The sequence below is a fragment of the Photobacterium sp. MCCC 1A19761 genome (assembly GCF_037389125.1).
Classification (GTDB): domain Bacteria; phylum Pseudomonadota; class Gammaproteobacteria; order Enterobacterales; family Vibrionaceae; genus Photobacterium.
In genome coordinates this window covers 1-21,020 of sequence record NZ_JAZGTF010000035.1, presented here as the reverse complement: position 1 = coordinate 21,020, position 21,020 = coordinate 1, and the positions used below count along the sequence as shown (strand labels likewise).

19 protein-coding genes and 1 pseudogene are annotated in these 21,020 nt (G+C 51.6%); 11 read left to right on the top strand and 9 right to left on the bottom strand.

The window, feature by feature from the left end:
• Window positions 1–85 precede the first annotated feature (85 nt).
• Together VV869_RS21515 and VV869_RS21510 are read right to left on the bottom strand one after the other, a co-directional pair.
• On the bottom strand, window positions 86–1,498 hold the full coding sequence (locus VV869_RS21515) for a sigma-54-dependent transcriptional regulator (protein ID WP_337736997.1): 1,413 nt from the start codon (window positions 1,496–1,498) through the stop codon (window positions 86–88).
• Window positions 1,495–3,264 carry a transporter substrate-binding domain-containing protein gene (locus tag VV869_RS21510; RefSeq protein ID WP_337736996.1) on the bottom strand — a complete coding sequence of 590 codons (1,770 nt, stop codon included), beginning with the start codon at window positions 3,262–3,264 and terminating at the stop codon, window positions 1,495–1,497. The genes VV869_RS21515 and VV869_RS21510 overlap by 4 nt, the downstream gene beginning before the upstream one ends.
• A gap of 304 nt (window positions 3,265–3,568) precedes the next feature.
• Between VV869_RS21510 and VV869_RS21505 the strand changes: the two genes are divergently transcribed.
• Entirely contained in the window at window positions 3,569–4,309 is a 741-nt protein-coding gene (locus tag VV869_RS21505; RefSeq protein WP_337736995.1) for an ABC transporter ATP-binding protein, read from the top strand.
• Window positions 4,302–5,072, top strand: coding sequence for an ABC transporter permease (locus tag VV869_RS21500; protein WP_337736994.1), 771 nt, complete (start codon window positions 4,302–4,304; stop codon window positions 5,070–5,072). The genes VV869_RS21505 and VV869_RS21500 overlap by 8 nt, the downstream gene beginning before the upstream one ends.
• Before the next feature lie 101 nt (window positions 5,073–5,173).
• On the opposite strand, the gene VV869_RS21495 is transcribed toward VV869_RS21500, so the two are convergent.
• Window positions 5,174–5,317: a hypothetical protein gene (locus tag VV869_RS21495; RefSeq protein WP_337736993.1), complete on the bottom strand. Its 144-nt coding sequence runs from the start codon at window positions 5,315–5,317 to the stop codon at window positions 5,174–5,176.
• A gap of 564 nt (window positions 5,318–5,881) precedes the next feature.
• On the bottom strand, window positions 5,882–6,337 hold the full coding sequence (locus tag VV869_RS21490) for a tetratricopeptide repeat protein (RefSeq protein ID WP_337736992.1): 456 nt from the start codon (window positions 6,335–6,337) through the stop codon (window positions 5,882–5,884).
• A gap of 375 nt (window positions 6,338–6,712) precedes the next feature.
• Between VV869_RS21490 and VV869_RS21485 the strand changes: the two genes are divergently transcribed.
• The 4 genes from VV869_RS21485 (at window position 6,713) to VV869_RS21470 (ending at window position 11,604) form a co-directional block, all read left to right on the top strand.
• On the top strand, window positions 6,713–7,801 hold the full coding sequence (locus VV869_RS21485) for a phosphotransferase (RefSeq protein WP_337736991.1): 1,089 nt from the start codon (window positions 6,713–6,715) through the stop codon (window positions 7,799–7,801).
• A gap of 4 nt (window positions 7,802–7,805) precedes the next feature.
• Window positions 7,806–8,786 carry a 3'(2'),5'-bisphosphate nucleotidase CysQ family protein gene (locus tag VV869_RS21480; protein ID WP_337736990.1) on the top strand — a complete coding sequence of 327 codons (981 nt, stop codon included), beginning with the start codon at window positions 7,806–7,808 and terminating at the stop codon, window positions 8,784–8,786.
• 232 nt (window positions 8,787–9,018) lie between these two features.
• Window positions 9,019–10,608: an alkaline phosphatase gene (locus VV869_RS21475; RefSeq protein WP_443147352.1), complete on the top strand. Its 1,590-nt coding sequence runs from the start codon at window positions 9,019–9,021 to the stop codon at window positions 10,606–10,608.
• 627 nt (window positions 10,609–11,235) lie between these two features.
• Window positions 11,236–11,604, top strand: a complete 369-nt coding sequence (locus VV869_RS21470; RefSeq protein WP_337736988.1) for a hypothetical protein — start codon at window positions 11,236–11,238, stop codon at window positions 11,602–11,604.
• Here VV869_RS21470 and cspE read toward each other — a convergent pair.
• From cspE to VV869_RS21455, 3 genes are all read right to left on the bottom strand, one after another.
• A complete protein-coding gene (gene cspE, locus VV869_RS21465) occupies window positions 11,577–11,789 on the bottom strand; it encodes a transcription antiterminator/RNA stability regulator CspE (RefSeq protein ID WP_337736987.1) in 213 nt (70 codons plus the stop codon). The two genes, VV869_RS21470 and cspE, sit on opposite strands and share 28 nt — an antisense overlap.
• A 617-nt stretch (window positions 11,790–12,406) precedes the next feature.
• Window positions 12,407–12,925 carry a DUF4865 family protein gene (locus tag VV869_RS21460; RefSeq protein ID WP_337736986.1) on the bottom strand — a complete coding sequence of 173 codons (519 nt, stop codon included), beginning with the start codon at window positions 12,923–12,925 and terminating at the stop codon, window positions 12,407–12,409.
• A gap of 38 nt (window positions 12,926–12,963) precedes the next feature.
• On the bottom strand, window positions 12,964–13,284 hold the full coding sequence (locus VV869_RS21455; RefSeq protein WP_337736985.1) for a carboxymuconolactone decarboxylase family protein: 321 nt from the start codon (window positions 13,282–13,284) through the stop codon (window positions 12,964–12,966).
• A 96-nt stretch (window positions 13,285–13,380) separates the two neighbouring features.
• On the opposite strand from VV869_RS21455, the pseudogene VV869_RS21450 reads away from it, so the two are divergent.
• Window positions 13,381–13,554: pseudogene (locus VV869_RS21450) on the top strand (LysR family transcriptional regulator); the annotation flags it as partial.
• 83 nt (window positions 13,555–13,637) lie between these two features.
• On the top strand, window positions 13,638–14,288 hold the full coding sequence (locus VV869_RS21445; protein WP_337736984.1) for a LysR substrate-binding domain-containing protein: 651 nt from the start codon (window positions 13,638–13,640) through the stop codon (window positions 14,286–14,288).
• A gap of 170 nt (window positions 14,289–14,458) precedes the next feature.
• On the opposite strand, the gene VV869_RS21440 is transcribed toward VV869_RS21445, so the two are convergent.
• A complete protein-coding gene (locus VV869_RS21440; RefSeq protein ID WP_337736983.1) occupies window positions 14,459–14,626 on the bottom strand; it encodes an entericidin EcnAB in 168 nt (55 codons plus the stop codon).
• A 451-nt stretch (window positions 14,627–15,077) separates the two neighbouring features.
• Between VV869_RS21440 and VV869_RS21435 the strand changes: the two genes are divergently transcribed.
• Window positions 15,078–16,781, top strand: a complete 1,704-nt coding sequence (locus VV869_RS21435) for a tetratricopeptide repeat protein (RefSeq protein ID WP_337736982.1) — start codon at window positions 15,078–15,080, stop codon at window positions 16,779–16,781.
• A 471-nt stretch (window positions 16,782–17,252) separates the two neighbouring features.
• Here VV869_RS21435 and pdxR read toward each other — a convergent pair whose 3' ends face one another.
• Complete coding sequence (gene pdxR, locus VV869_RS21430; RefSeq protein WP_337736981.1) at window positions 17,253–18,656, bottom strand: MocR-like pyridoxine biosynthesis transcription factor PdxR; 1,404 nt, start codon at window positions 18,654–18,656, stop codon at window positions 17,253–17,255.
• Window positions 18,657–19,011: 355 nt separating this feature from the next.
• Between pdxR and ampC the strand changes: the two genes are divergently transcribed.
• Window positions 19,012–20,163, top strand: a complete 1,152-nt coding sequence (ampC, locus tag VV869_RS21425; protein WP_337736980.1) for a class C beta-lactamase — start codon at window positions 19,012–19,014, stop codon at window positions 20,161–20,163.
• A 95-nt stretch (window positions 20,164–20,258) separates the two neighbouring features.
• Window positions 20,259–20,906, top strand: a complete 648-nt coding sequence (locus VV869_RS21420) for a CatB-related O-acetyltransferase (RefSeq protein WP_337736979.1) — start codon at window positions 20,259–20,261, stop codon at window positions 20,904–20,906.
• The last annotated feature ends 114 nt before the right edge of the window (window positions 20,907–21,020 follow it).

Here is a 21,020-nt window from a genome sequence, read left to right as displayed (position 1 = left end):
GGTGTTTGTCACATTATCTTCATAAAACAAAGCCTTATAAACTATTTACATAGTTATAACCTTTCCTTTGGTTATAGGGGTTGGATTAATCGCCCTGGGTCTTTTTCAGTCGTTTGCTCAGGGCCGGCTGGGAGATCCCCAGTAGCTTCGCGGCCAGGGACTGGTTCCCTTCGGCCCGGCGCATGGCTTCCCGGGTCAGCAGATCGCTCATCTCCTGCAACGTCGGCAGCGGCATGGCCGGGTCGAACAGCGAGGCGGTGTCGGAAGCGTCCGGCACGTTTGCCGGGGCACAATCGTCGAGCACCCGGCGGAAAATGTCCATCGACAGCATACGGGAGCGGTGCTGGCTCATGGCGTCATAGGCCAGTGCCCGCAGTTCGCGAATATTACCGGGGAAGGCGTAGTTGGCCAGCAGCACCGGCAGCTCTTTGGGAATGGTCGGTTTGGTTTTGCCCAGCTCGTCCGCAGCTTCCTGCAGGAAATGCTCCAGCAGCAACGGAATATCCTGGCGGCGATGGCGCAGGGGCGGGATGTCGACCTGGTGAGTTTTCAGCCGGTAATACAGATCTTTGCGGAAGGTGCCGTCCTGTTGTTTTTGCGGCAGATCCTGGTGGGTGGCGACCACGATGCGCGCCTTGAGCTGCTTGGGCCGATCGCTGCCGAGCGGATAATACTCCCCTTCTTGGATCAGGCGCAGCAGTTTGACCTGAGACGCCTGACTCAGATCGCCAATCTCATCCAAAAACAGCGTCCCGCCGGCGGCCTGCTCAATCAGCCCGGCCCGGTTGGTGTCCGCCCCGGTAAATGCGCCGCGGTGGTGGCCGAACAGGGTGTCGGCAAACACATTGTCATCGAGCCCGGCAACATTGACGCTGATCAGCGGGCCGCTGCGATCGCTCAGGGTATGCAGCGCGCGGGCGATCAGCTCTTTGCCGACCCCGCTCTCGCCGCAAATCATTACCGGCTGACTGCTCGGGGCCACCGACTCCAGGTACTGGAACACGCTGCGCATGCTGGTGTCGCGGGTGATGATGTCAGCAAAGGCATCCGGACGCTCGAGGGTATTGCTCATCAGGCGCTGGCGCATGGCATGGTTTTCCTGGCGCATCTCCTGCATCAGGATGGCCCGTTTGATCCCTTCGACAAGCCGGTTTTCCTCGGTGGTTTTGACAAAGTAGTCATACGCGCCGAGCCGGATACAGTGGACCGCGGTTTCCACCTGGTTCAGTCCGCTGATAATGATCACCCCGACATCCGGATGCTCTTCGATGATTTGTTGCAGCAGTGCTTCCCCGGAGAGATGCGGCATGGTCAGATCCAGCAGCACCAGGCCGATGGGCTCCCGGGCGATGATCGACATCGCTTCGCGGCTGTCCTGGCAAGTGTAGAGGTGGTTGATCCCGCCCCGGCGTTCCAGCATCAGGCTCAGGCTACGCAGGAAAGCCGGTTCGTCGTCGACCAGTAACACCCCGAAAGCGGGATAGCGATTGGTATTCATGCTGTGTGGGTTCCTTGCAAGGCCGGTAGCGTCAGGGTCACGCAGGTGCCTTGGTGTTGAGTTGAATCGTAATCTAAGGTGCCGCCGTGCTCTTTCACGATGCTGAAAGAAACCGACAGCCCCAGCCCGGTGCCGCCCTGCTCCCGCTTGGTGGTAAAGAAGGGATCGCTCAGGTGCGGCATGTGCTCGGGCGCAATGCCTTCCCCTTCGTCGCGAACCTCGAGGATCAGCCGGTGATCGGCCGGGCGATAGTGGGTGGCGATGTGAATCGCTCCTTCCGGCGATTTGAGGGCCTGACAGGCATTGATGATCAGGTTGATAATCACTTGCTCAATCCGTTGGCCATTGCCTTCGAAGCCCGGCAGGTGCTCGCCGTAGCTGACGCTGAAATGGCGGGTGGATTGGCTGATGGTGCGGTCGACCAGGCGGATCGCGGTGGCGGTCACGGCATTGAGGTCGACGGTGTCGTTCAGCACGGTCGGCTCCTGGCGGGCAAAATCACGCAGGTCATCGACAATCCGGCGGATCCGCTGGGTCCCGGCCAGCATATCATCGAGCATCCATGGAATTTCATCACGCATCCGGCTGTACGGCAGGCCGCCGAGGTTGAAGTCGCCATGCTGCTGATAGTGAGCCTCCAGGATATCTTCGGCGTCCTGATAGGCCTCTTTGACCAGCGGCAGATTGAGCAGCAGCAGGCTGCTGGGGTTGTTGATCTCATGGGCAACCCCGGAGACCAGGATCCCCAGCGAGGTCATTTTGTCGGCCTGGATCAGCTGTTGCTGCTGCAATTGTTGGGTTTCGGTACGGCGGGCAACCTCCCGGCTCAGGGCCCGGTTCCAGATCATGATGCCACCGAGGATCAAGAGCAGCACGCCCGACACAATTGCCGCGGCCACGCCCAGTTGTTTCCAGCTGTAGCGCTGCGCTTCGATGGGGCCGAGCCACTTGTCATAAATGGCCTGCTGACGCCCGGTGTTTTTGAGGATCGCCAGCCCTTCGCTGAACTGGGCCAGCAAATCCTCCTGACCTTTCAGGGTTGCATAGCCATAGTGCTGGGCACCGAACGGCTTGCCGACCGGAATGACGTTCGACAGCTCCAGTGCTTTGCCGGTATACAGGCCAGGCAGGTTGGCGACCAGGGCGTAGTCATGTTGCCCGGAGGCCAGCAGTCGCAGGGCGTCGGCATGGGAATCGACCAGGATGAGCTTGGCGTCGGGTTGCTGCTGGCGCAGATAGTCGTGCATGGCGCCGCTGCTCTGGACAATGACCGATTTTCCGGCCAGCTCATTCAATCCGGCAATGGCCGGAGAGTACTTGCGGGCAAAGACCGACTGGTGGACGATGGCATGGGGCGGCGAGAAACGATAGTGCGCCGTTCGGGCGGCGGATTGCACCATCCCCTGGACGATATCAATGTCGCCACGATCCAACTGGCGGCGGATGTCGTCCCAGCCGCCGAGCTGAATGTCCACCTTGAAACCCATGACTTCGGCGATGGCCCGGGTCAGCTCGGTGTTGTAGCCATCCGGCTCGCCGTCTTCATTGATAAACTCATAAGGCGGGTAGTTATGATCGCCCCCAACCCGGATCACCGGACCGGAACCGGTAACAGATCCCGGCACAGAAACCGGCGCTGCAACAACCGGCTCAGCCACTGTCTGCCAAGGCCAGAAGGCAAGCAATCCGATCCCGAGCCAGCGGGTGAGCGCGCGCCGGTTATTTTGCCGACGCGTTATTTGCAGGCGGGGAGCCGTTGATGTCATGCGGTGATTCCTTACTCGGCGTCGGCGCGGTGGTCGTACCGGCCTGTTTGTCCGGAGCAGTAGCGTGATCGCCGGTGATATCCGGTGCGTAATACCCTCTGACGCGCTCGGGTGCGCGACGGCGGATGTGTTACCGATATTTTATATGTTTGTTCTCAATAGCCAAGCGCTGACATGCTCGCCCGGCGCCGGAAAGGCTGAAAATGGCCGCTCAGTGCAGAAATTAATCATTGAACTGAAGATTGAATTTAATTTTCAGCCAGTTGAGTCAGGCGCGGCCCCCCGATAGACTGAACTAAAACCCATGGCTTGGACAGCACCGATGACCAATCAGCGACATGCGCAGTACCCGCAACCCCGAAGCCCGATTTCACCGGGCGCGATTGCTTCTGATGGAGAACCAGAACCGACGGAGGCACCGGGGGCGCTGAGATTACACGAACTGGCTTCCGGACAAGAAAGCCGACGCCAGCCGTATCTGACCCGAACCTTGTTGCCGGGCCAGCATCTTGCGGTTTGCGGGCCGTCCGGGTGCGGCAAAACCAGCTTGTTGCAAGTGCTGGCCGGGCTGCAGCCCGCGGCGAATGGCCATTTTTCCTGGCAGGGCCGGACGGTCGACGCGACGGCGCTGGGCTGGTGGCGTCATCAGTTCTGTTATCTGCCGCAACATCCGGTGATGGGGGCCGCAGACATTGCCGGTGTCCTCCGTTTGCCGTGGCAATTGAAAGCCATGACGACCGACACGCCGGACGATGCACGATGCGTCGCGGCACTGGCGCAAGTCGGGCTGTCGCATGCGCTGGATCGCGGTGTCGATAAATTGTCCGGCGGTGAAAAACAGCGGCTGGCGTTTGCCCGGGCGCTGTTGATGGCGCGGCCCGTGTGGCTACTCGATGAGCCAACCTCTGCCCTGGATCCGGACAGCCGGGATCGGGTGCTCGATTTGCTGGTTTCGCAATCGGTGACCGCCGTGTCGGTCTCGCACGATCCGATTTGGCTGCGGCAGGCGCACGTACAGCACCGGATGGAGAATGATCATGAATAATGCGCTGGACATCAGCCACCTTGCCCTGGGCGGCTTTTACCTGCTGCTCTTGTTACCTTTGCTGCTGTTTGCCCGCTGGCAACTAGGGCTTGGCCGCACCATGGTGACCGCAGTGCTACGAATGACCTTGCAGCTGGCGGTGGTGGGGATTTACTTACAAACCCTGTTTGCGTTCGAGAACCCGCTGCTGAACCTGGTGTGGTTGTCGGTCATGGTGTTGGTGGCAGGGTTCAGCATCTGTCGCCGGGCGGAAATCAGCTTAAAGCAAGTGATGCCTGCCGTCGTGGCCGGGCAGATTGTGGCTTTGCTGGTGATCCTGCCGGCTTTGCTGGCCGGGGTCATTCAGGCTGAGCCCTGGTGGCAGGCACAATACATGATTCCGGTCGCCGGGATGTTGCTGGGCAACTGCCTGACGGCCAATGTGCTGGCGATCGAGCGCTGGTACAGCGGTCTGAAGGAGCAGCAAAATGAATATCAGTTTTACCTGGCGCTGGGGGCACCCAACCCGGTTCAGCCGTTTATTCGCACGGCCGTGAAAGCGGCGCTGGCACCGCAGTTGGCATCCATGACCACGCTGGGGATTGTCAGCCTGCCGGGCATGATGACCGGGCAAATTCTGGGCGGGACGGCACCGTTACTGGCAGTGAAATACCAACTGGTGATTATGGTGGCGATCTTTATTGCCGCGACCTTATCGGTCGCGACGGCGTTGGCGTTGATCAGCCGTTTGGCCTTTAACCGCTACGGGCAACTGGTGCTCTAGATGCAGCTTGCACCTGTGCCGCAGACACGGCTATGCCTGCGGCCGGACACGGCAAGCTGACGAACATGGCGAAAACAGAGGACTGTCGCCGGGAAAATGACTTAGCGGTTGGAGCGCAGGCGGGTGGCGGGGTCGGTGATCAACTCATAGGTGATCCCGGCCTGATCAAAAGATTGCATCAGGGCTTGCAGGTTGCGGTGGTAGGTCATGGTTCTTCCCGAGGGAAAATGCGCTTTCAGGAGCATGTCGATCTTCCTTATGATCTGGCTGTACGGCGATCCGATAGCGGATCTGACTGTTAACGGGTTGTTTCTATAGCATAACAATGCTGCATTATTGCCTATTTATCTAATTTGATCTAGTTGCATATTAAGAAAAAACGCATTTTTTCCGGCACTGTCTTTCGCAGGGATTGAGTAGCGGGGTCTACTCTGGCAGAAAGGGGTCAGGGCCGTCGGTACTCGCCAGGGGGGGACGTCACTGCCAAAGTGTCGAAAAAGCAAATCCAGTCAGAGATATAAAAGGTAAAAAAAAAAAAGCGGCGTCATGGACGCCGCACAAATGTTTCATCGAAAGTTGTTGTTATTTTTAGATATACCCATGTCCCGCAATGCGATATTTTTATCGTTATTCCGTATTAAATGGCCGCCAGGAGCGTGCATTTAATCTTGCCGCAAGGAATTTCCAAGTCAACCGACGTATCGGAGTCAATGCAAGCTATGACAATGAAAACTATGACAGTAAAAGCTATGACAGTCTTATTGTTCTGATTGTTGAAATAAGTTAGTGATTAAATTAATCATTATAATTTAAACGGCTTCCAGCAACATTTTAGAGTCATCATTACCATTGAGAAATGACTCATTCAGCCAGTACGTGCCTTGTTCAATGTCATCTTCATTGTCGGCGCTCAACAACAGCAGGCTGCCGATTTCAAACTGTGCTTCAGCATCGCCGTTACGAGCCGATTTTTCGAACAGCCCCTTGGCACGCAGCAGATCCTGGCTGCAATGCTTGCCTTGCTGGTACAGGGAAGCGAGGCAGAGCTGGGCGTAGCTGTCATCAAATTTATCGGCCTGCTCCAAATAATACATCGCGTTACGATAATCCTTTGAATTCAGATAAAATTGATACATGAGTTCTGCAACGTCACTATTTTCTGAAGCGACTTTTTTTAGTTCGGTGTGTTGTTGTTCAGAAAGTGAATCAGCAGAGAGGCGCTGCTCAATTTCCTCAATCGATAATTGGAGGATGTCGTTATTCATAACTTGCTCAGCCAAGGTTAAGTGAGCCGATAAAATAACAGAACAAAAAAAGATAATAAAAAAGTACTAGCGTCTCAAAAATGATAAAAAATCAATATGCTAGTTTTTTGCATGTTTAATTTGTCTGAATTTTCAGCCAGTTAATAACTGGTCAAAATACGATCAAAATCACAAAATAATTGTTCGACTGCTGGTTTTTTGCCCGATCCAACCTATGGCGGTCGGGAAATATGCACCCTGCGGGGAGGCGACGTCTGGCCGTCAGCGGAGCCGACACCGGAGCCTGCATCGGGAGCGCGCCGAAGTGCCCGCGCCGGGTCATTTGGGATACACTGCCCGTCTGAGCCAGAATTATCCCGTGCCACTTAAGAGATTATGACCATCACCGCAGATTTTTTGCAGCAGGTCGCGCAGGCGACAGGTGCGCAGGCCGTCAGCCACACTCAGCTCATTCAGCCGTTGTGGGGCGGTTATGGCGAGCTGTTTCGAGCCACGCTGAAAGGCGGCGATCATCCTTCAGTGATCGTCAAACACATCAAGCTGCCACAACCGGCGCATCATCCCCGCGGCTGGAATACCAACCGTTCTCACCAGCGGAAGCTGCACTCCTACCAGGTCGAGACGCACTGGTACCGGGACTTTGCCGGGCACTGCTCGGGTGAATGTCCGGTGCCACAGTGTCTGTATGTAAGTGAGCAGGACGGTGATATTCTGCTTATCCTGGAAGATTTGGCGACTCTGGGTTTTAGTGAAGTACGAAAGACTGCCACCGAAGCTGAAGTGCAGGCGTGTCTGCGATGGCTGGCCTGGTTTCATGCCCGGCATCTGGGTACGGTGCCGACCGGTTTGTGGCCGACCGGGACTTACTGGCATTTGGCAACGCGTCCCGATGAGCTGGCGGCACTTGAAGATCCCGCTTTAAAAGCTGCAGCGCAGCGCATTGATCAGGTGCTGTCCCAATGCCGCTACCAGACCCTGGTGCATGGCGATGCCAAGCTGGCCAATTTCTGTTTTACGCCGGACGGCAGCCGGGTTGCAGCCGTTGACTTTCAATATGTCGGCGGGGGCTGCGGGATGAAAGATGTGATTCTGTTTTTCAGCAGCTGTATTCCGTTCGAGCAGTGTGAAGCGCGGGTCCCGGCCTTGCTCGAGTGCTATTTTACCAGCCTGCGCGAGGCGATTGTGGCGCTATCATTGTCAGGTGAGCTGAAGCTCGCACACGAGACGCAACTGACCCCGGCAGCGCTGGCTGCGGACGTCGAGCAGACGTGGCGTCCGCTCTATACCATCGCCTGGGCGGATTTCCAGCGCTTCGTCAAAGGCTGGTGTCCGGATCACTGGAAAATCAATGCCTATACCGAGCAACTGACGCATCAGGCATTGGTCCAGCTGGCTCATTTGGGTCCAGAGTCCGGTGTGAGTCAATCTTCCTCTACCGACCCCAATCAGACGATTCCGGAGTGATCACATGCGCCTGTCGATATCCCAGCTTAAAGCATTATTGGCCCTGGCGGTTGAGGCCGCTGAGCAGGCGGGCGCCTGTATTGCCGGGTTTGATCGCCGCCGGTTACAGGTCGGGCATAAATCAGCCGGGGACAGCCTGAGTTCGCAGGTGGTGACCCAGGTTGACCTCGACAGTCAGGCCCGGATTCTCGAGGTTCTGCAACCCACGTTGGCGCAATATGATTTGGCGCTGCTGAGTGAAGAAAACGCCAGCGAGTCGGATGCTGCCTCGCATCCACGGTTGCATCGGCCCTATTTCTGGTGCATCGACCCGCTCGACGGCACTTTGCCGTTTATCGAAGCCGCGTCAGCACCGGATAAGCGAAATCAGTCAACGTCAGGGTCGTCCGGCTATGCGGTCGCGATTGCGCTGGTCGATCGGGCCGGGTGGCCGTGGCTTGGCGTGGTCCATGATCCGGCGACCGGCGAGACATTCCAGGCCCTGAACCCGCGAGCGTCGAGCGATCGTGTCCACCGCCAGGTGATGCGCAATGGCCAGCCTTGGTTGCCGGCGGTAAGGGGAGTCAGGGCAGCGGGGGAGCCGTTTCGGGTCTATGTCGATCGCAGTTTTCTGCACGATCCGCGCTATCCGGCCTGCCTGGCCATTTTGGAGGATGTTGCCGCGCAAGCGGGTCGGTCACTGGAGGTCGTGGATAACCGTGGCGCGGTGATGAACGCTATGGGGGTGATCACGGCTGATGCCGGGTGCTATCTCAAGTTGCCCAAAGCCGGTAAGGGCGGCGGGAGTGTGTGGGACTTCAGCGCCTCGGCCGCGATTGCCCAGGCCTGTGGTACGGTGTGGGTGAGTGATATCACTGGCCAGCCACTGGATCTCAACCGGCCGGACTCCAATTTCATGAACCACCGTGGGGTCTTGTATTTCAACCCGTCGGATCCGGCGGTGACGGCAGATTTGATCGCCCGATTTACATCGCTGTGTGGCTAACATCTTGATCTCATGGGCTACTTCGATTGCTTATGCAATAGAGCAAATGTTCTAGAGGTGGCTCGCAACCTGCGCTTCGTGTCATCGGTTTGTCAGCAAACTATCACAGAATTGTCACAACCCCGCCGCATAATCCGCCCCGAACAGTTTATTAACTACATTATAATTTCAGAGATTTTCTATGTTATCTAACAAAGGGATGAAAAAGCCGGGCCTGATTGCAACTGCAGTGATGGCAGGCGTGGTGACGTTGGCAGGTTGTTCGGCACCGGAAGCGGTAGAGACCACTCAGGTTCCGGGTCAGCCGGCACCGGTTAAAAACGTGATCATGATGATCGGTGACGGGATGGGCCCGCAGCAGATGGGCTTGCTGGAAACGTATGCCCGTTATGCGCCGCACTCGGTATATAACGGCGAAAGCACCGCGATGACCAAGCTGGTGAATGATGGTGTGCTGGGGATGTCACTGCACAGCCCGAAAACGGCGATTGTCGTTGACTCTGCTTGTTCGGCAACCCAGCTGGCTGCCGGGGTTTACTCTGATTCAGAAATGATTGGCCTGGATGCTCAGGGCAACAAAGTCGAAACGATCCTGGAAAAAGCCAAGTCGATGGGCAAGGCGACTGGTCTGGTCTCGGATACCCGTCTGACGCACGCCACCCCTGCGGCCTTTGCCGCGCACCAGGCGCACCGTTCGATGGAGAATGAAATTGCCGTTGATATGCTGAGCAACCAGGTGGATGTGATGTTGTCGGGCGGTCTTCGTCACTGGATCCCGAAATCGGTCAATGACAAAGGTGCCTCATATAGTGCACTGATGGATCAGACCGGTGGTCATGTCAAAATCAAATCCAAGCGTAAAGATGAGCGTAACCTGCTGACGGAAGCTCAGCAACAAGGCTACGCTTTGGCGTTCGATCGCATGCAGCTGGATAAGGCTGAAGGCGATAAGCTGCTGGGTCTGTTCAGCGATTCCGGCATGGACAACGGGATTGTGTACACACAGACCAAAAACGATCCGAACCGCAGCCAGCCAACCCTGAAAGAGATGACCAAAAAAGCGCTGGACGTGCTGGCGAAAGATCCGGATGGTTTCTTCCTGATGATTGAAGGCGGCCAGATTGACTGGGCCGGCCATAACAACGACGCCGGGACCATGCTGCACGAAATGCTGAAGTTCGACGAAACCGTCGACTACGTGTACGAGTGGGTGAAAGAGCGTAACGATACCCTGCTGCTGGTCACCGCCGACCACGAAACGGGTTCATTCGGCTTCAGCTACTCGCGCAGCGAGTTGCCAAATCCGAAGATGCTGCCGGGCGATGCGTTCAAAGAACGTGAGTTTGCACCGAACTTCAACTTTGGTGAGTTTGGCATCCTGGACCGTCTGTACGGTCAGAAGAAAAGCTTCGGCGATATCTTTGCTGAGTTCGGTGCGCTGGAAAACCAGACGCCGGAAGCGTTGGTGAAAATCGTCAACCGCTACAGCGAGTTCAAGATCGACCTGGAGCAGGCGAAAGATATTCTGGCCATGGAAGAGAACGAATACCGCGTTCACGGCCACAGCTACCTGGATGAAGCGCACTTCCCGCAGGTACACGACTTCAAATCTTTCTACGTCTACGGCGAAGAGATCCGCATGGATTTGCTGGGCCGCGCACTGTCCGAAGATCAGAACACCGTCTGGGGTACCGGGACGCACACCAGCACACCGGTCGGCGTGATTGCGTACGGTCCGCAAGCGACCACGCAGGCATTCTCCAGCCTGATGCACCACACTGATGTGGGCCAGAAAGCCATGCAGGCGCTGGGAGCGCAATAATGTGTCTGCTCTGATTCAGGGCTTATGAAAAATAATGCCAGTCAGCGTCAAGCTGGCTGGTTTTTTTTATTCTGCGTACGCGTCATGTGAGGGCAACTCGAAGGCTCATGGTCATGGCGTTATTTATTCTTAAACCAGAGCCGGCGACGAGATAGGGAGTGGACTTTGCCATCAAACATGAGGCGCAGAATTTTTATCGGGCAGCGTGCTGAGCAAGCGGGCTGTTTACCGGCCAGATTTATCACAGACCAGGCTATTGAGAGACCAGTGTTGGCTGGGGGCTGTCAGCGGAAGAAACACCCGGTCATGATTCATGCCTCAAATATCCAGGGGCTGCAGCAGATTTTTGATCATGTGCGCCAAAAGTGACGGCAATTCTTGCCTGGAGTTCGGCGATTTTCTTGTATGAAAACTAGGTCGTCGATTTATTTTCGCCTGAGTTCTGCAATCAAAAAAATTTAATGATAGTCTGAATTTTTAAGAAACATAAAAAATGCCAATTGCATTTTTTTCTGTGTCTAAGACATAGCCCTGGCATGTCTCTTCGCAATATGAAAAGTCGATTTGGTTGGTCTCAAGATGGCCCTGAGTTAAAACATGACGCAATAAAATATCACGGTTTAGCTGGTGGATGCTGGCATCCCAAACAATATTATTTTTAAAAATATTAAACTTTACAATCATGTGCGTTCCTTTGTTGTTCGGCTGGTGGTGAGTTCAAATTTTTTCGGGCTTGATGAAACCAAAATCTTTTATAACCAATTGAGCGAGACATATGTATCTTACCTTGATGTTGAAAATATAGAGTCACGGAAGTACTGGAAAGCCAATGAAGCTGTTCCTGCGGATTTGTACCGGAGAAAAAAACGGGTCGCAGCGGCAGTGACGAAGCAGTTTCAGCGTGAGTGGTGGATGAAAGCGGGAGGAAATAGCGTAAGTCGTTGTGACACCACTTACGCTATCAGCAATTATAGCGCGACTACATTTGCTGCTTGAGGGCCTTTTGGACCTTGCTCAAGCTCGAAAGATACGCGTTGGCCTTCAGCCAGTGTTTTGAATCCTTCAGAAGCAATTGCACGGAAGTGAACAAATGCATCCGGACCGCCATTGTCCTGGGTAATGAAGCCAAAACCTTTTTCTTCGTTAAACCACTTTACGATACCAGTTGTTTTATTAGACATGTTGTGTCCCTTATAGAGTTAAATTCGTATTTATCGCGATAATGCGATGGCCCTGCGGGCTTGAATTATTGAATGTGAGGATGAAGCTAAGAGAAACTCTGAGGATAACAACAGTGACGAAGAAATTCTGAGGTTTTACTTTGACTTGAAAATTCATTAATAAATCTGAACAACAGAGCGAGAGTCATCATACTTCAATATGAGCGGTTGTAAAGGTTTATTTTTTGCGCAATCGCCAACATAACAATGCCTGCTATGTCGCATATCCCGGTGACATGCCGGGAGTTTCCGAGCTATAAGCGGATCTGAGCCTCTCCGCCTGGAAGCTCAGGTCCGCTGCCATCACCTGGTGCGACTGAGCACAAGGTGGCCGCTGTTTGTTGCTTCTATCGCAAAGACTCCGGCTGCCAATGCGGGCAGGGGAGACAGCGGTGGCAGCTGTTGGGATGGTGAGCTGCGGGATTTAGCACTGATCTATGTCACACAGCGCTGGCGAATTTTTATCGGCGAAGCCGGCAATCATGATAATGACCTGACCCTGATGAAATGGTTTGAACAATCCGAGCGGTAACCACTCGGATTTTTTGATGCCCCCGGGCGGATCTGGTTGACAGGTTTCAGCGATTGCCCGAAGTAAGATGACGGTTGCCCCGCGCAATATAACCCACAGCATAAACATCGCCATCAAGTAATTCCTGCGCCTCAGAAGGGCGAACCCAGATCACCTCGAGCGGCTGCCATGTGCTGTAATTGATGCCCTGCACATGGGTATGTTGCCCCGAAGCCTGCTGGCCGATACGGATCACCGCAAGTTCATGTTCAGCCGTAGGCGCCGTCAGCTCGCCGTTTACAAACCAAGTCTCGACTTTCGGCTGGCCGAACTGTTCACACAGGGTTTTAAAGCCTTCACTTTGCAGGAAGGAAACCATCGCGTGATGATTTTCCCAAACATAGAACGGGGCGTAGCAGTTGACCGGTGATACGTAGCGTGTCGCATCCTTGCGGGCATAGAGATAGGTCTTGAACACTAATCCGGGAAAGCCATTGAGCAGGTGTCCTTTGTCTTTGATTCGGTGCTCAATGGACGCCATAGGGTAGTCGGCCGGCAGCACGAATTTGTATTGCATTGCGATCATGGTTCGATCCTCTTTTCTGTTAAGGGAGTGGGGTTAGCTTAGGCCGGTGAGCTGGCATCCCGAACCCGCGTGAGGGCGCTGACAGCAGCGGGCCATCCGGCATAGAACGCCAAATGGGTAAACATTTCGATAAGCTCGTCATCACTGATGCCATTTTCTTTGGCGAAATTGATGTGATACGGCAACTGTTCCAAGCGCCCTAAGGCGGCGAGAGCCGACAGGGTGATCAGGCTTCTCTCGCGCGGGGGGAGCTGTTCCCGTTGCCAAATATCCCCGAACAATACCGTTTCTGTTAATTCATTGAATTTGGGGGCGATGGCTAAAATCGCCTTGTCGTTACTTGCTTTGTCATCACTCATGTTATTGCTTCCGGTTTGAACGGTGATGCTTATAATGGCACTGGCTCATGATTTGAAAAATCAAAATATATGGGACGATTAGTTCGATAATTTGGGATGGTTATCTGGAAGTTCGGCCAGGGAGACGGGATGAAAGAGACGGTTTTAGACTTACAGGCGCTGAAAACCTTTGTACTCGGCATTGAGTTCAGCAGCTTTGCATTGGCGGCGAAGCATCAGCATAAATCGACCTCTGCGGTGAGTGCGCATCTGAAAAAACTGGAGCAACAAACCAATGCCACTTTGGTGAGAAAAGAAGGGCGATTACTGGTGCCCACCGCGCAAGGCGAGCAGTTGCTCAGTTACGCCAAAAAATGCTGGCGCTCAATGATGAAGCGCTGGAAGCGTTGCGGTGGATTGATTTGCAGGGGGCGGTGTCAGTCGGCCTGCAGGAAGACTTCTCGCAAGGGATCCTCACTGAGTGCCTGGCCCGTTTTTCCCGGATCAATGATCAAGTGCAGCTCAACATTATGATTGAGCGTTACGCGACCCTGATTTCATCCGTTCAGGACGCTTCACTCGATGTGTCCGTGACCTGGCAAGGCCCCGTAGAAACCCCTTATTCTGAACGGATTGCGGACACCGCCATTCACTGGATTGCGGCCCCAGATTTTCCGCTGGCGCAATATCTGGCAGCCCATCAGCCGGTCCCACTGGTCGTGATTGAACCTCATTGTCTGTTCAAGCAGAAAGCGACCGCCGCGCTGGATGCCGCCGGTGTTCGCTGGCAAGTGGTCTATCAAAGCCAGAGCTTAAGCGGCATCTGGCCGGCCGTGAATGCCGGGATCGGGATCACCGCCCGCCCTCGGATTGGTTGCCTGGAGACACTGGTAACCGTGGACGAAACCTTACCCGACTTGGGCAGGATTGGAATTCAGCTTCACCGCTCAAAACCAGTAATTCATGGTGCGGGGGAGAAGCTGATTGAATCCATGGCCCGCGCGATTGAGGCGAGTTATGGCTAGGCAGTCAGCAAGGTGTTGAGTGGGATGTCGGTATTCTTTCGGTAAGAAGTTTTTGGGCAGCAATGAGCTAGAGGGTTTACTCCAGCTCAAGATTTCGAGTTAGGCAAAGTATGCAAGAAGCGGCGGAAAATAAGAAAGCTCCTCTTCAGCTTGCGTGGATTGGTTTTGAATTACTCAGTCGCTTTGTGGATCGCCTGTTTTGTATCCTGAACGACTTCATTCGTCGTCTGCTTCGTTTCGCTCCAAATCGTAGATGAGTCCTTTTTAACACCTTTCCATGTCTCTGCGCATCCACTCAGGAGCAGCGCGATGGCTACGGCAGCAAGTGTATATTTCATTCAGTGCACCTCAAGTTATCGATATGATTATCCATAGTAAGAAAATGGCCAATGCGAATCCAGAGCAAGGGTAACATTATCTCAACAAACGATCTGAATCGACCTCCTCTCAGCAAATGTATTGCACACGCAGTAGTCCCATTTGCCTTCTCTGGCGCTTTGCAACAGACCCGGCTGACAGAGTTATCTGAAGTGCTGGTCAAAACGCCCCTTGTCCAGTCTTTTAAAAAACACGGGTTCTGATATCCGGCTCGTATCCCTTGGCTAGAATTATGTTATTGGTTCGGGGGTAACCTTTAAGAAACCGCCTTCTCCGGGCCATAAATGGCGACATACAACCCTGCCATTTTATGACTTCTTCCTAAATCGTAATGAAACATTGGGACTTGCGGCATATCGACAAGATCACTGCATGGGGATACCAAGCGAGAAGCCGCAAGAAGGAAATATCATGACTGACCTATTGAAAAACAGAAAACCTGTATTTCGAGCCATACTATTCCTTTTGAGCTTCGGTCTGTTCTGGTTCATATATTTACCACAGGCATTTTCGCATGATGAAGGCAAACAAGCAGTTACCGGCACTTCTCAGGAAGCCCCTTTGCTTGAAGGTCTGTTTGCGCTGGATTTTCCAATCACGACCGATAGCAAAGAGGCCCAAGCCTACTTCAACCAAGGTCTGGTGCTAACTTATGGATTCGATCATGCCGATGCCGAAGTTTCCTTCCTGGAGGCTGCCAAGCATGATCCCGAAAACGCCATGGCCTATTGGGGCGTGGCTTTTGTGCTCGGCCCGAACATCAATGCGCCGATGGAGGATACCGACGTACCACGAGCCTACTCGATGGCACAAAAGGCCTTGTCACTGGCTGATCAGGCTAGTGACCGGGAGCGGGCTCTGATCAACGCGCTGGCCACCCGATACTCGCCTGAGCCGGTTGCCGACCGCTCCCGTCTCGACCAGGACTTCGCCACCGCTATGGGACAAGTGTACCAACGCTATCCAGATGACCCGGATATTGCCGTAATGTATGCGGAATCCCTGATGGACTTGCACCCCTGGGACTACTGGACGGAAGATGATCAGGCGCAACCATGGACGGTAGAGATAGAGACAATCCTGAAAAAGGTTGTGGTAAACCATCCCCGCCATCCACACGGGCATCATCTCTATATTCACTTGATGGAAAACTCACCGCGGCCAGAAGACGCGATCAAAAGCGCCGATTTGATTCGGACGTTGGCACCCGCTTCGGGACACCTCGTGCACATGGCCGGACACGCCTACTATGCTGCCGGCCTTTATCATGACTGCAGCCTAATCAATGAGAAGGCTATCGAAGTGGACAAGGTGCTGAGCGCTACTTTCGATACGAGCGGCCTCTATCAAGTCGGCTACATGCCTCATAACCTGCATTTTCTGCTGGCCAGTTACATGATGGAAGGGCGCTCAAGAGAAGCTGTCGAGGTCGCGAAGGCGCTAGCCTCTGGAATCGACCCATCGAAGATGCGCCAGCCCGATCTCGGTGCACTGCAGCTGTATTACTCGACGCCCTATTACACTTTGGTGCGGTTCGGGCGATGGAGCAGAATTTTAGACGAACCAGCCCCTCCGGCAGATCTCAAGTTCCCGACAGGCATGTGGCATTATGCACGAGGTATGGCCTATACCCGCAAGGGGAAGGTTGATATGGCGGAAGCTGAGCTGATGCAACTGAAAGCAATAGCAGTAGCCCCTGAGCTGTCAACAATCAAAGTTTGGGGCCTGAACAGGCTATCGTCACTCTTAGCTATTGCGGTAGAGGTTCTGAGCGGTGAAATTGCCGCCCAAAGAGGAGAGGTTGAAACAGCGATTGCCCATTTGAAGCGCGGGGTCGATCTGGAAGAAAGACTTATTTTTGATGAGCCACCGCCATGGTACTTTCCTGTCCGTCAAGCGCTGGGAGCACGATTGCTCGATCACGGGGATGCGGCCGAAGCGGAAGCGGTCTACCGTAAGGATTTACTTAAAAACGCTGAGAATCCCTGGTCTCTCTACGGCCTGACCCAATCCCTGAAGGCCCAGGGTAAAACGGACTTGGCTGCTGACACAGAAAAACGTTTCCGCCGTGCTTGGGCTCGCGCCGACGTCGTGATGCCCCGCTCGATTTTCTAAGCACGAACCCTACCGGAAATTATGGTTAGCCATTATCAAGTACCAAACGATCCGCTCAGTGGGTGGTTTGGTACCTCCCCCCAACCAAGGCTGTGGCTCCACGGCAGCCGCTGTTTTCCCTTGATTTTGGTTTAGCGCCCGCCACCCATACGCATCGTTCTACTGTCTGGGCAGCTTGGGCTGCCCTTCTTTTATCTACCTGGATGAAGGGAGAATAACGTGTGACTATAGAGGATGATAGTGCGGGCAGGTCACGGGTAACGTGAAAATGGACAGAAGTGAGTTAGTGTTATAGAACCAACACAACCTCGATAGATTAGAAAAAGTATCCTGATGCTTTATATGTATGTATGCCTGCTCTTGCTATCATTCTGATTTTGAATGGAGCGTAAAAGTCAAAGTTGCAAAGTGAGCTAGGCTCAGAGTTGAAGCTCATTGCGGGACATAATATCGGGTTATTCACTATTCGGGTTAATTTAACACTGATTGAATAATATCAAACGCTTCGTCTATCTTTTTTGGTGGGATAATGCCAAATCCAAATAAGATAGCATTAGAATGATTGTTGATAGAAAAATGCGATGATGGATAAACCGCTACATTTGATGAAGCAAGCTTATTAGCAATTTGTGTCGCGCACCCCGATACATCAGCCGCTATATGTAATCCACCTTGGCTCGGAATACGTTTTAAGCAATTCACGTTGTCAATTAATTGAGTGAGCTTATGATACCTTTCGCTATAGACTTTATTCATATTGAGTAAATGGTGAGAGAAATGACCGTCACGCATGAATTCGTCAAGTAGGATTTGAGACACTACAGATGTACTTCTTCCCAAGTGCCATAACATGTTTGAAATTGGCTCTAATAAAGACTTAGGAGGAATCATATAGCCAATGCGTATACCGGGGAATAGTATTTTAGAGAAACTGCCTATCATAATGACGCAGTCATTTTTGTCTTGTGCTTTTAGAGCTTGCTTAGTGGTATTTAGGTAGTGATATTCCGCATCATAATCATCTTCAATAATGATTGCTTTATTAACTTGTGCCCACTTCAGCAGTTCTAACTTCCTTTCAATTGAGTAGCTAAAGCCTAAAGGGAATTGATGACTAGGCGTTGTATAAAGAATCTTGGTATTTGAAGGAATGGATTCAACGACAACTCCTTGGTCGTCCATCGGAACGGCTTTTATTTGCGCGCCAAGTAATTGAGCTTGATTTCGAAAAACAGGATATCCTGGATCTTCTGTCGACACGAGATCTCCTGGAGAAAGTAATGTCAGCAGAGTCATCATTATTGCCTGCTGGCACCCTTGCGTAATGATAATGTCTTCAGGGTCACATATTACTCCTCTCGAATGTCTTACATACTCGCAGATAGACTCTCGTAAACAAGCTAAACCTCGCAAATCACCACCATGTGCAAACTCCGGAGTTAATGCATTCAGCCTACTCAGTCTTGAGTGTCTCCAAATATGTTTTGCTATTTTCTGATGGTCAGGAACCCCTAGGGTGAAGTCATAGTCTAGGTTTCTTGATGAGATGATTTCTGGGCTCTTTGTTGCGTTGGTGCCAAACATACCTAACTGGTAGTTTTTCACTGGTCTCTTATCTTGACTAACAGTTTTTTCTGCAGCATTGCTTATGTATGTACCAGACCCTACCTTTTGTACTATCCAACCCTCGAACTGAAGTCGCTCATATACCGAAATGACGGTATTTCTTGCTATGCCCAACCTTTTCGACAATACGCGTGTCGACGGTAATTTCTCATTTGGTCGTAACCTACCTTCTATAATCCCTTGGTATATCTCGGAATAAAGTTGTTGGCTGGTGACTTTTCCAGTTTCGAAGTGTAGTGATAATGGCATCGTTTTCTCTGTAGACGTTGAAAAGTGGTTCTAAAATGTTGTGAGGATTTGGATCTGTATACGTTAGATATATCAATCTAGTATACCGTTATATCTATACGGAGAAAGCGAAATTGAGTACATTATTTCCCCATTTTGCAAATGGATGTTACTCACATTCTCATCTAACTGGTCTACCTATCAACGGTGAACAGGTGCAAACCTTATTTATATGATACAGAACTCTTATTAACGTTGTTCATTTAGTGTTACTGCTTGGAGTTCTTCGAGTCAGTATTGCTTTTATATAAAAAATTAAGAGTCTTTTAATAAAACAAAAATTAATTACAAGTGAAAATTAAATGTTGAGGGTACAATGAAATTAAACTATGCATTGCTGGCAATTTTGTCACTAAGTTCTTTCGTCACATTTGCGAAAGCGGATTTAACGGTCAGAAATCAACTAAAGAGCGTAGTTGATGAATGCGCTGAAGGATTAATGAAAGAATACGATATACCAGGTTTGGCTGTTGCAGTAACGATTGATGGTAAGCGTTACTTTTATAATTACGGTTTTTCTGACAAAAGTAACGGTAGTTTAGTTGCAAACGACACAATTTTTGAACTCGGCTCTATCAGTAAAACTTTTGCTGCCACTTTGGCTGGGTACGCCCAAGAAAAAGGTAAGCTGAACATGGATGACAAGATAAAAGATTATATTCCGGAGTTAGAAAATAGTGTTCTTGGTAATACCAAGCTAGTTCATGTAGCAACATACACCGCGGGTGGTCTACCATTGCAATTCCCCAGCGAAGTGACGAACTATGCTGAAATGATACATTACTACAAAACGTGGAAGCCGGAGTACGAAGCAGGAACAAAGAGGAAGTACTCAAACCCTAGTATTGGTCTATTTGGCTACATCGGTGCCTTGAGTATGGAGTCAGACTATACGGAAATGATGGAAACCGTCATCCTGCCTGAGCTCGGTATGACAAATACGTTTGTAAACGTACCAAAGGATAAGCTTAGTAACTACGCATTTGGTTATAACTCTGAGGGAGAACCCGTTAGAGTAAACCCAGGCCTACTCGACGCGGAAGCCTATGGTATTAAATCAACAAGCTTAGATATGCTTCAATTTATCGAAGCAAATATGGGTCAAGCGCAACTTAATACTGATATAGAAAATGCGCTAGAGCGAACTCATGCTGGGTATTTTGATACCAACACGTTTACGCAAGCCGTAGGGTGGGAAGGTTATGATTACCCTGTCTCACTTTCTCAATTGTTGGAGGGCAACTCCAGCGATCTCATTCTCAACGCTAAACCGGTTAAAGCAAGCGCGTCTGGTACACTCGGTCGTAATGTTTTGTATAACAAAACGGGCTCAACTGGTGGATTTGGAGCATATGTCGCATATGTACCTTCTGAAAAGATAGGTATAGTTATTCTAGCGAATAAAAACTACCCTAATGCAGAAAGAGTAGAGGCTGCTTACAACATCATTAGCTCGGTAGTGAAGTAAATTTTAGTGGTAATAGTAACTGCGTAATTATTAGAAATAATTTAGATTCATAATATCTGAATTGTTTTATTTGATAGTATTTTATAGGAGTGTTCATGAAAACTAAGCATTGGTCTAAGGTGACTTTGCTACATGAAGTTGTTACGAACCCAAATATAACGATTAAAGGTAAACATAGTTATTACAGTGATTGTTGGGACGCCGGTTTTGAGGAATCCGTTGTAAGATATCTACAAGGCGATGAGTTCAGTCGAGATTGGGAACCAAAATGGAAGCTTGACAAGTTGCATATAGGCGACTTCGTCTGTATTGCGGCAGAAGTTGTGATTGTTATGGGGGGAAACAGTACACATAGAGCTGATTGGTTCTCCTTGTACCCATTTATGGACTTTATTGAAGAAGCATACGTAGGAAAAGGAGATACTCACATTGGCGATGGAGCCTGGCTCGGCATGCGAGCCATGATAATGCCGGGTGTGACTATCGGAGAAGGAGCAATTGTTGCGGCAAACAGCGTGGTGACTAAAGATGTTGAGCCTTACAGCATGGTTGCAGGCTCACCAGCTAAGCATGTCAAATATCGATTTTCTCGAGAGACGATCGACGAACTACTAGCTCTTAGGATTTATGAGTGGCCTGATGAGAAAATCGATAGCCTGAAGAGATTATTATGCTCAGACGATTTAGAAGTGTTGAAAAAGGCAAGCTCCGAATACGATAAAAATCATTCTGTGACCCTGTAAATAATTCTGTGTAACTGCCCTGGGTTACAAGTATTCAGTTAATCGGTCTTCGAACATAATCATAAATCGGTTCAGGGCTTGCCGCCAGTTTCTAATTGGCATCGTCCATTTCTT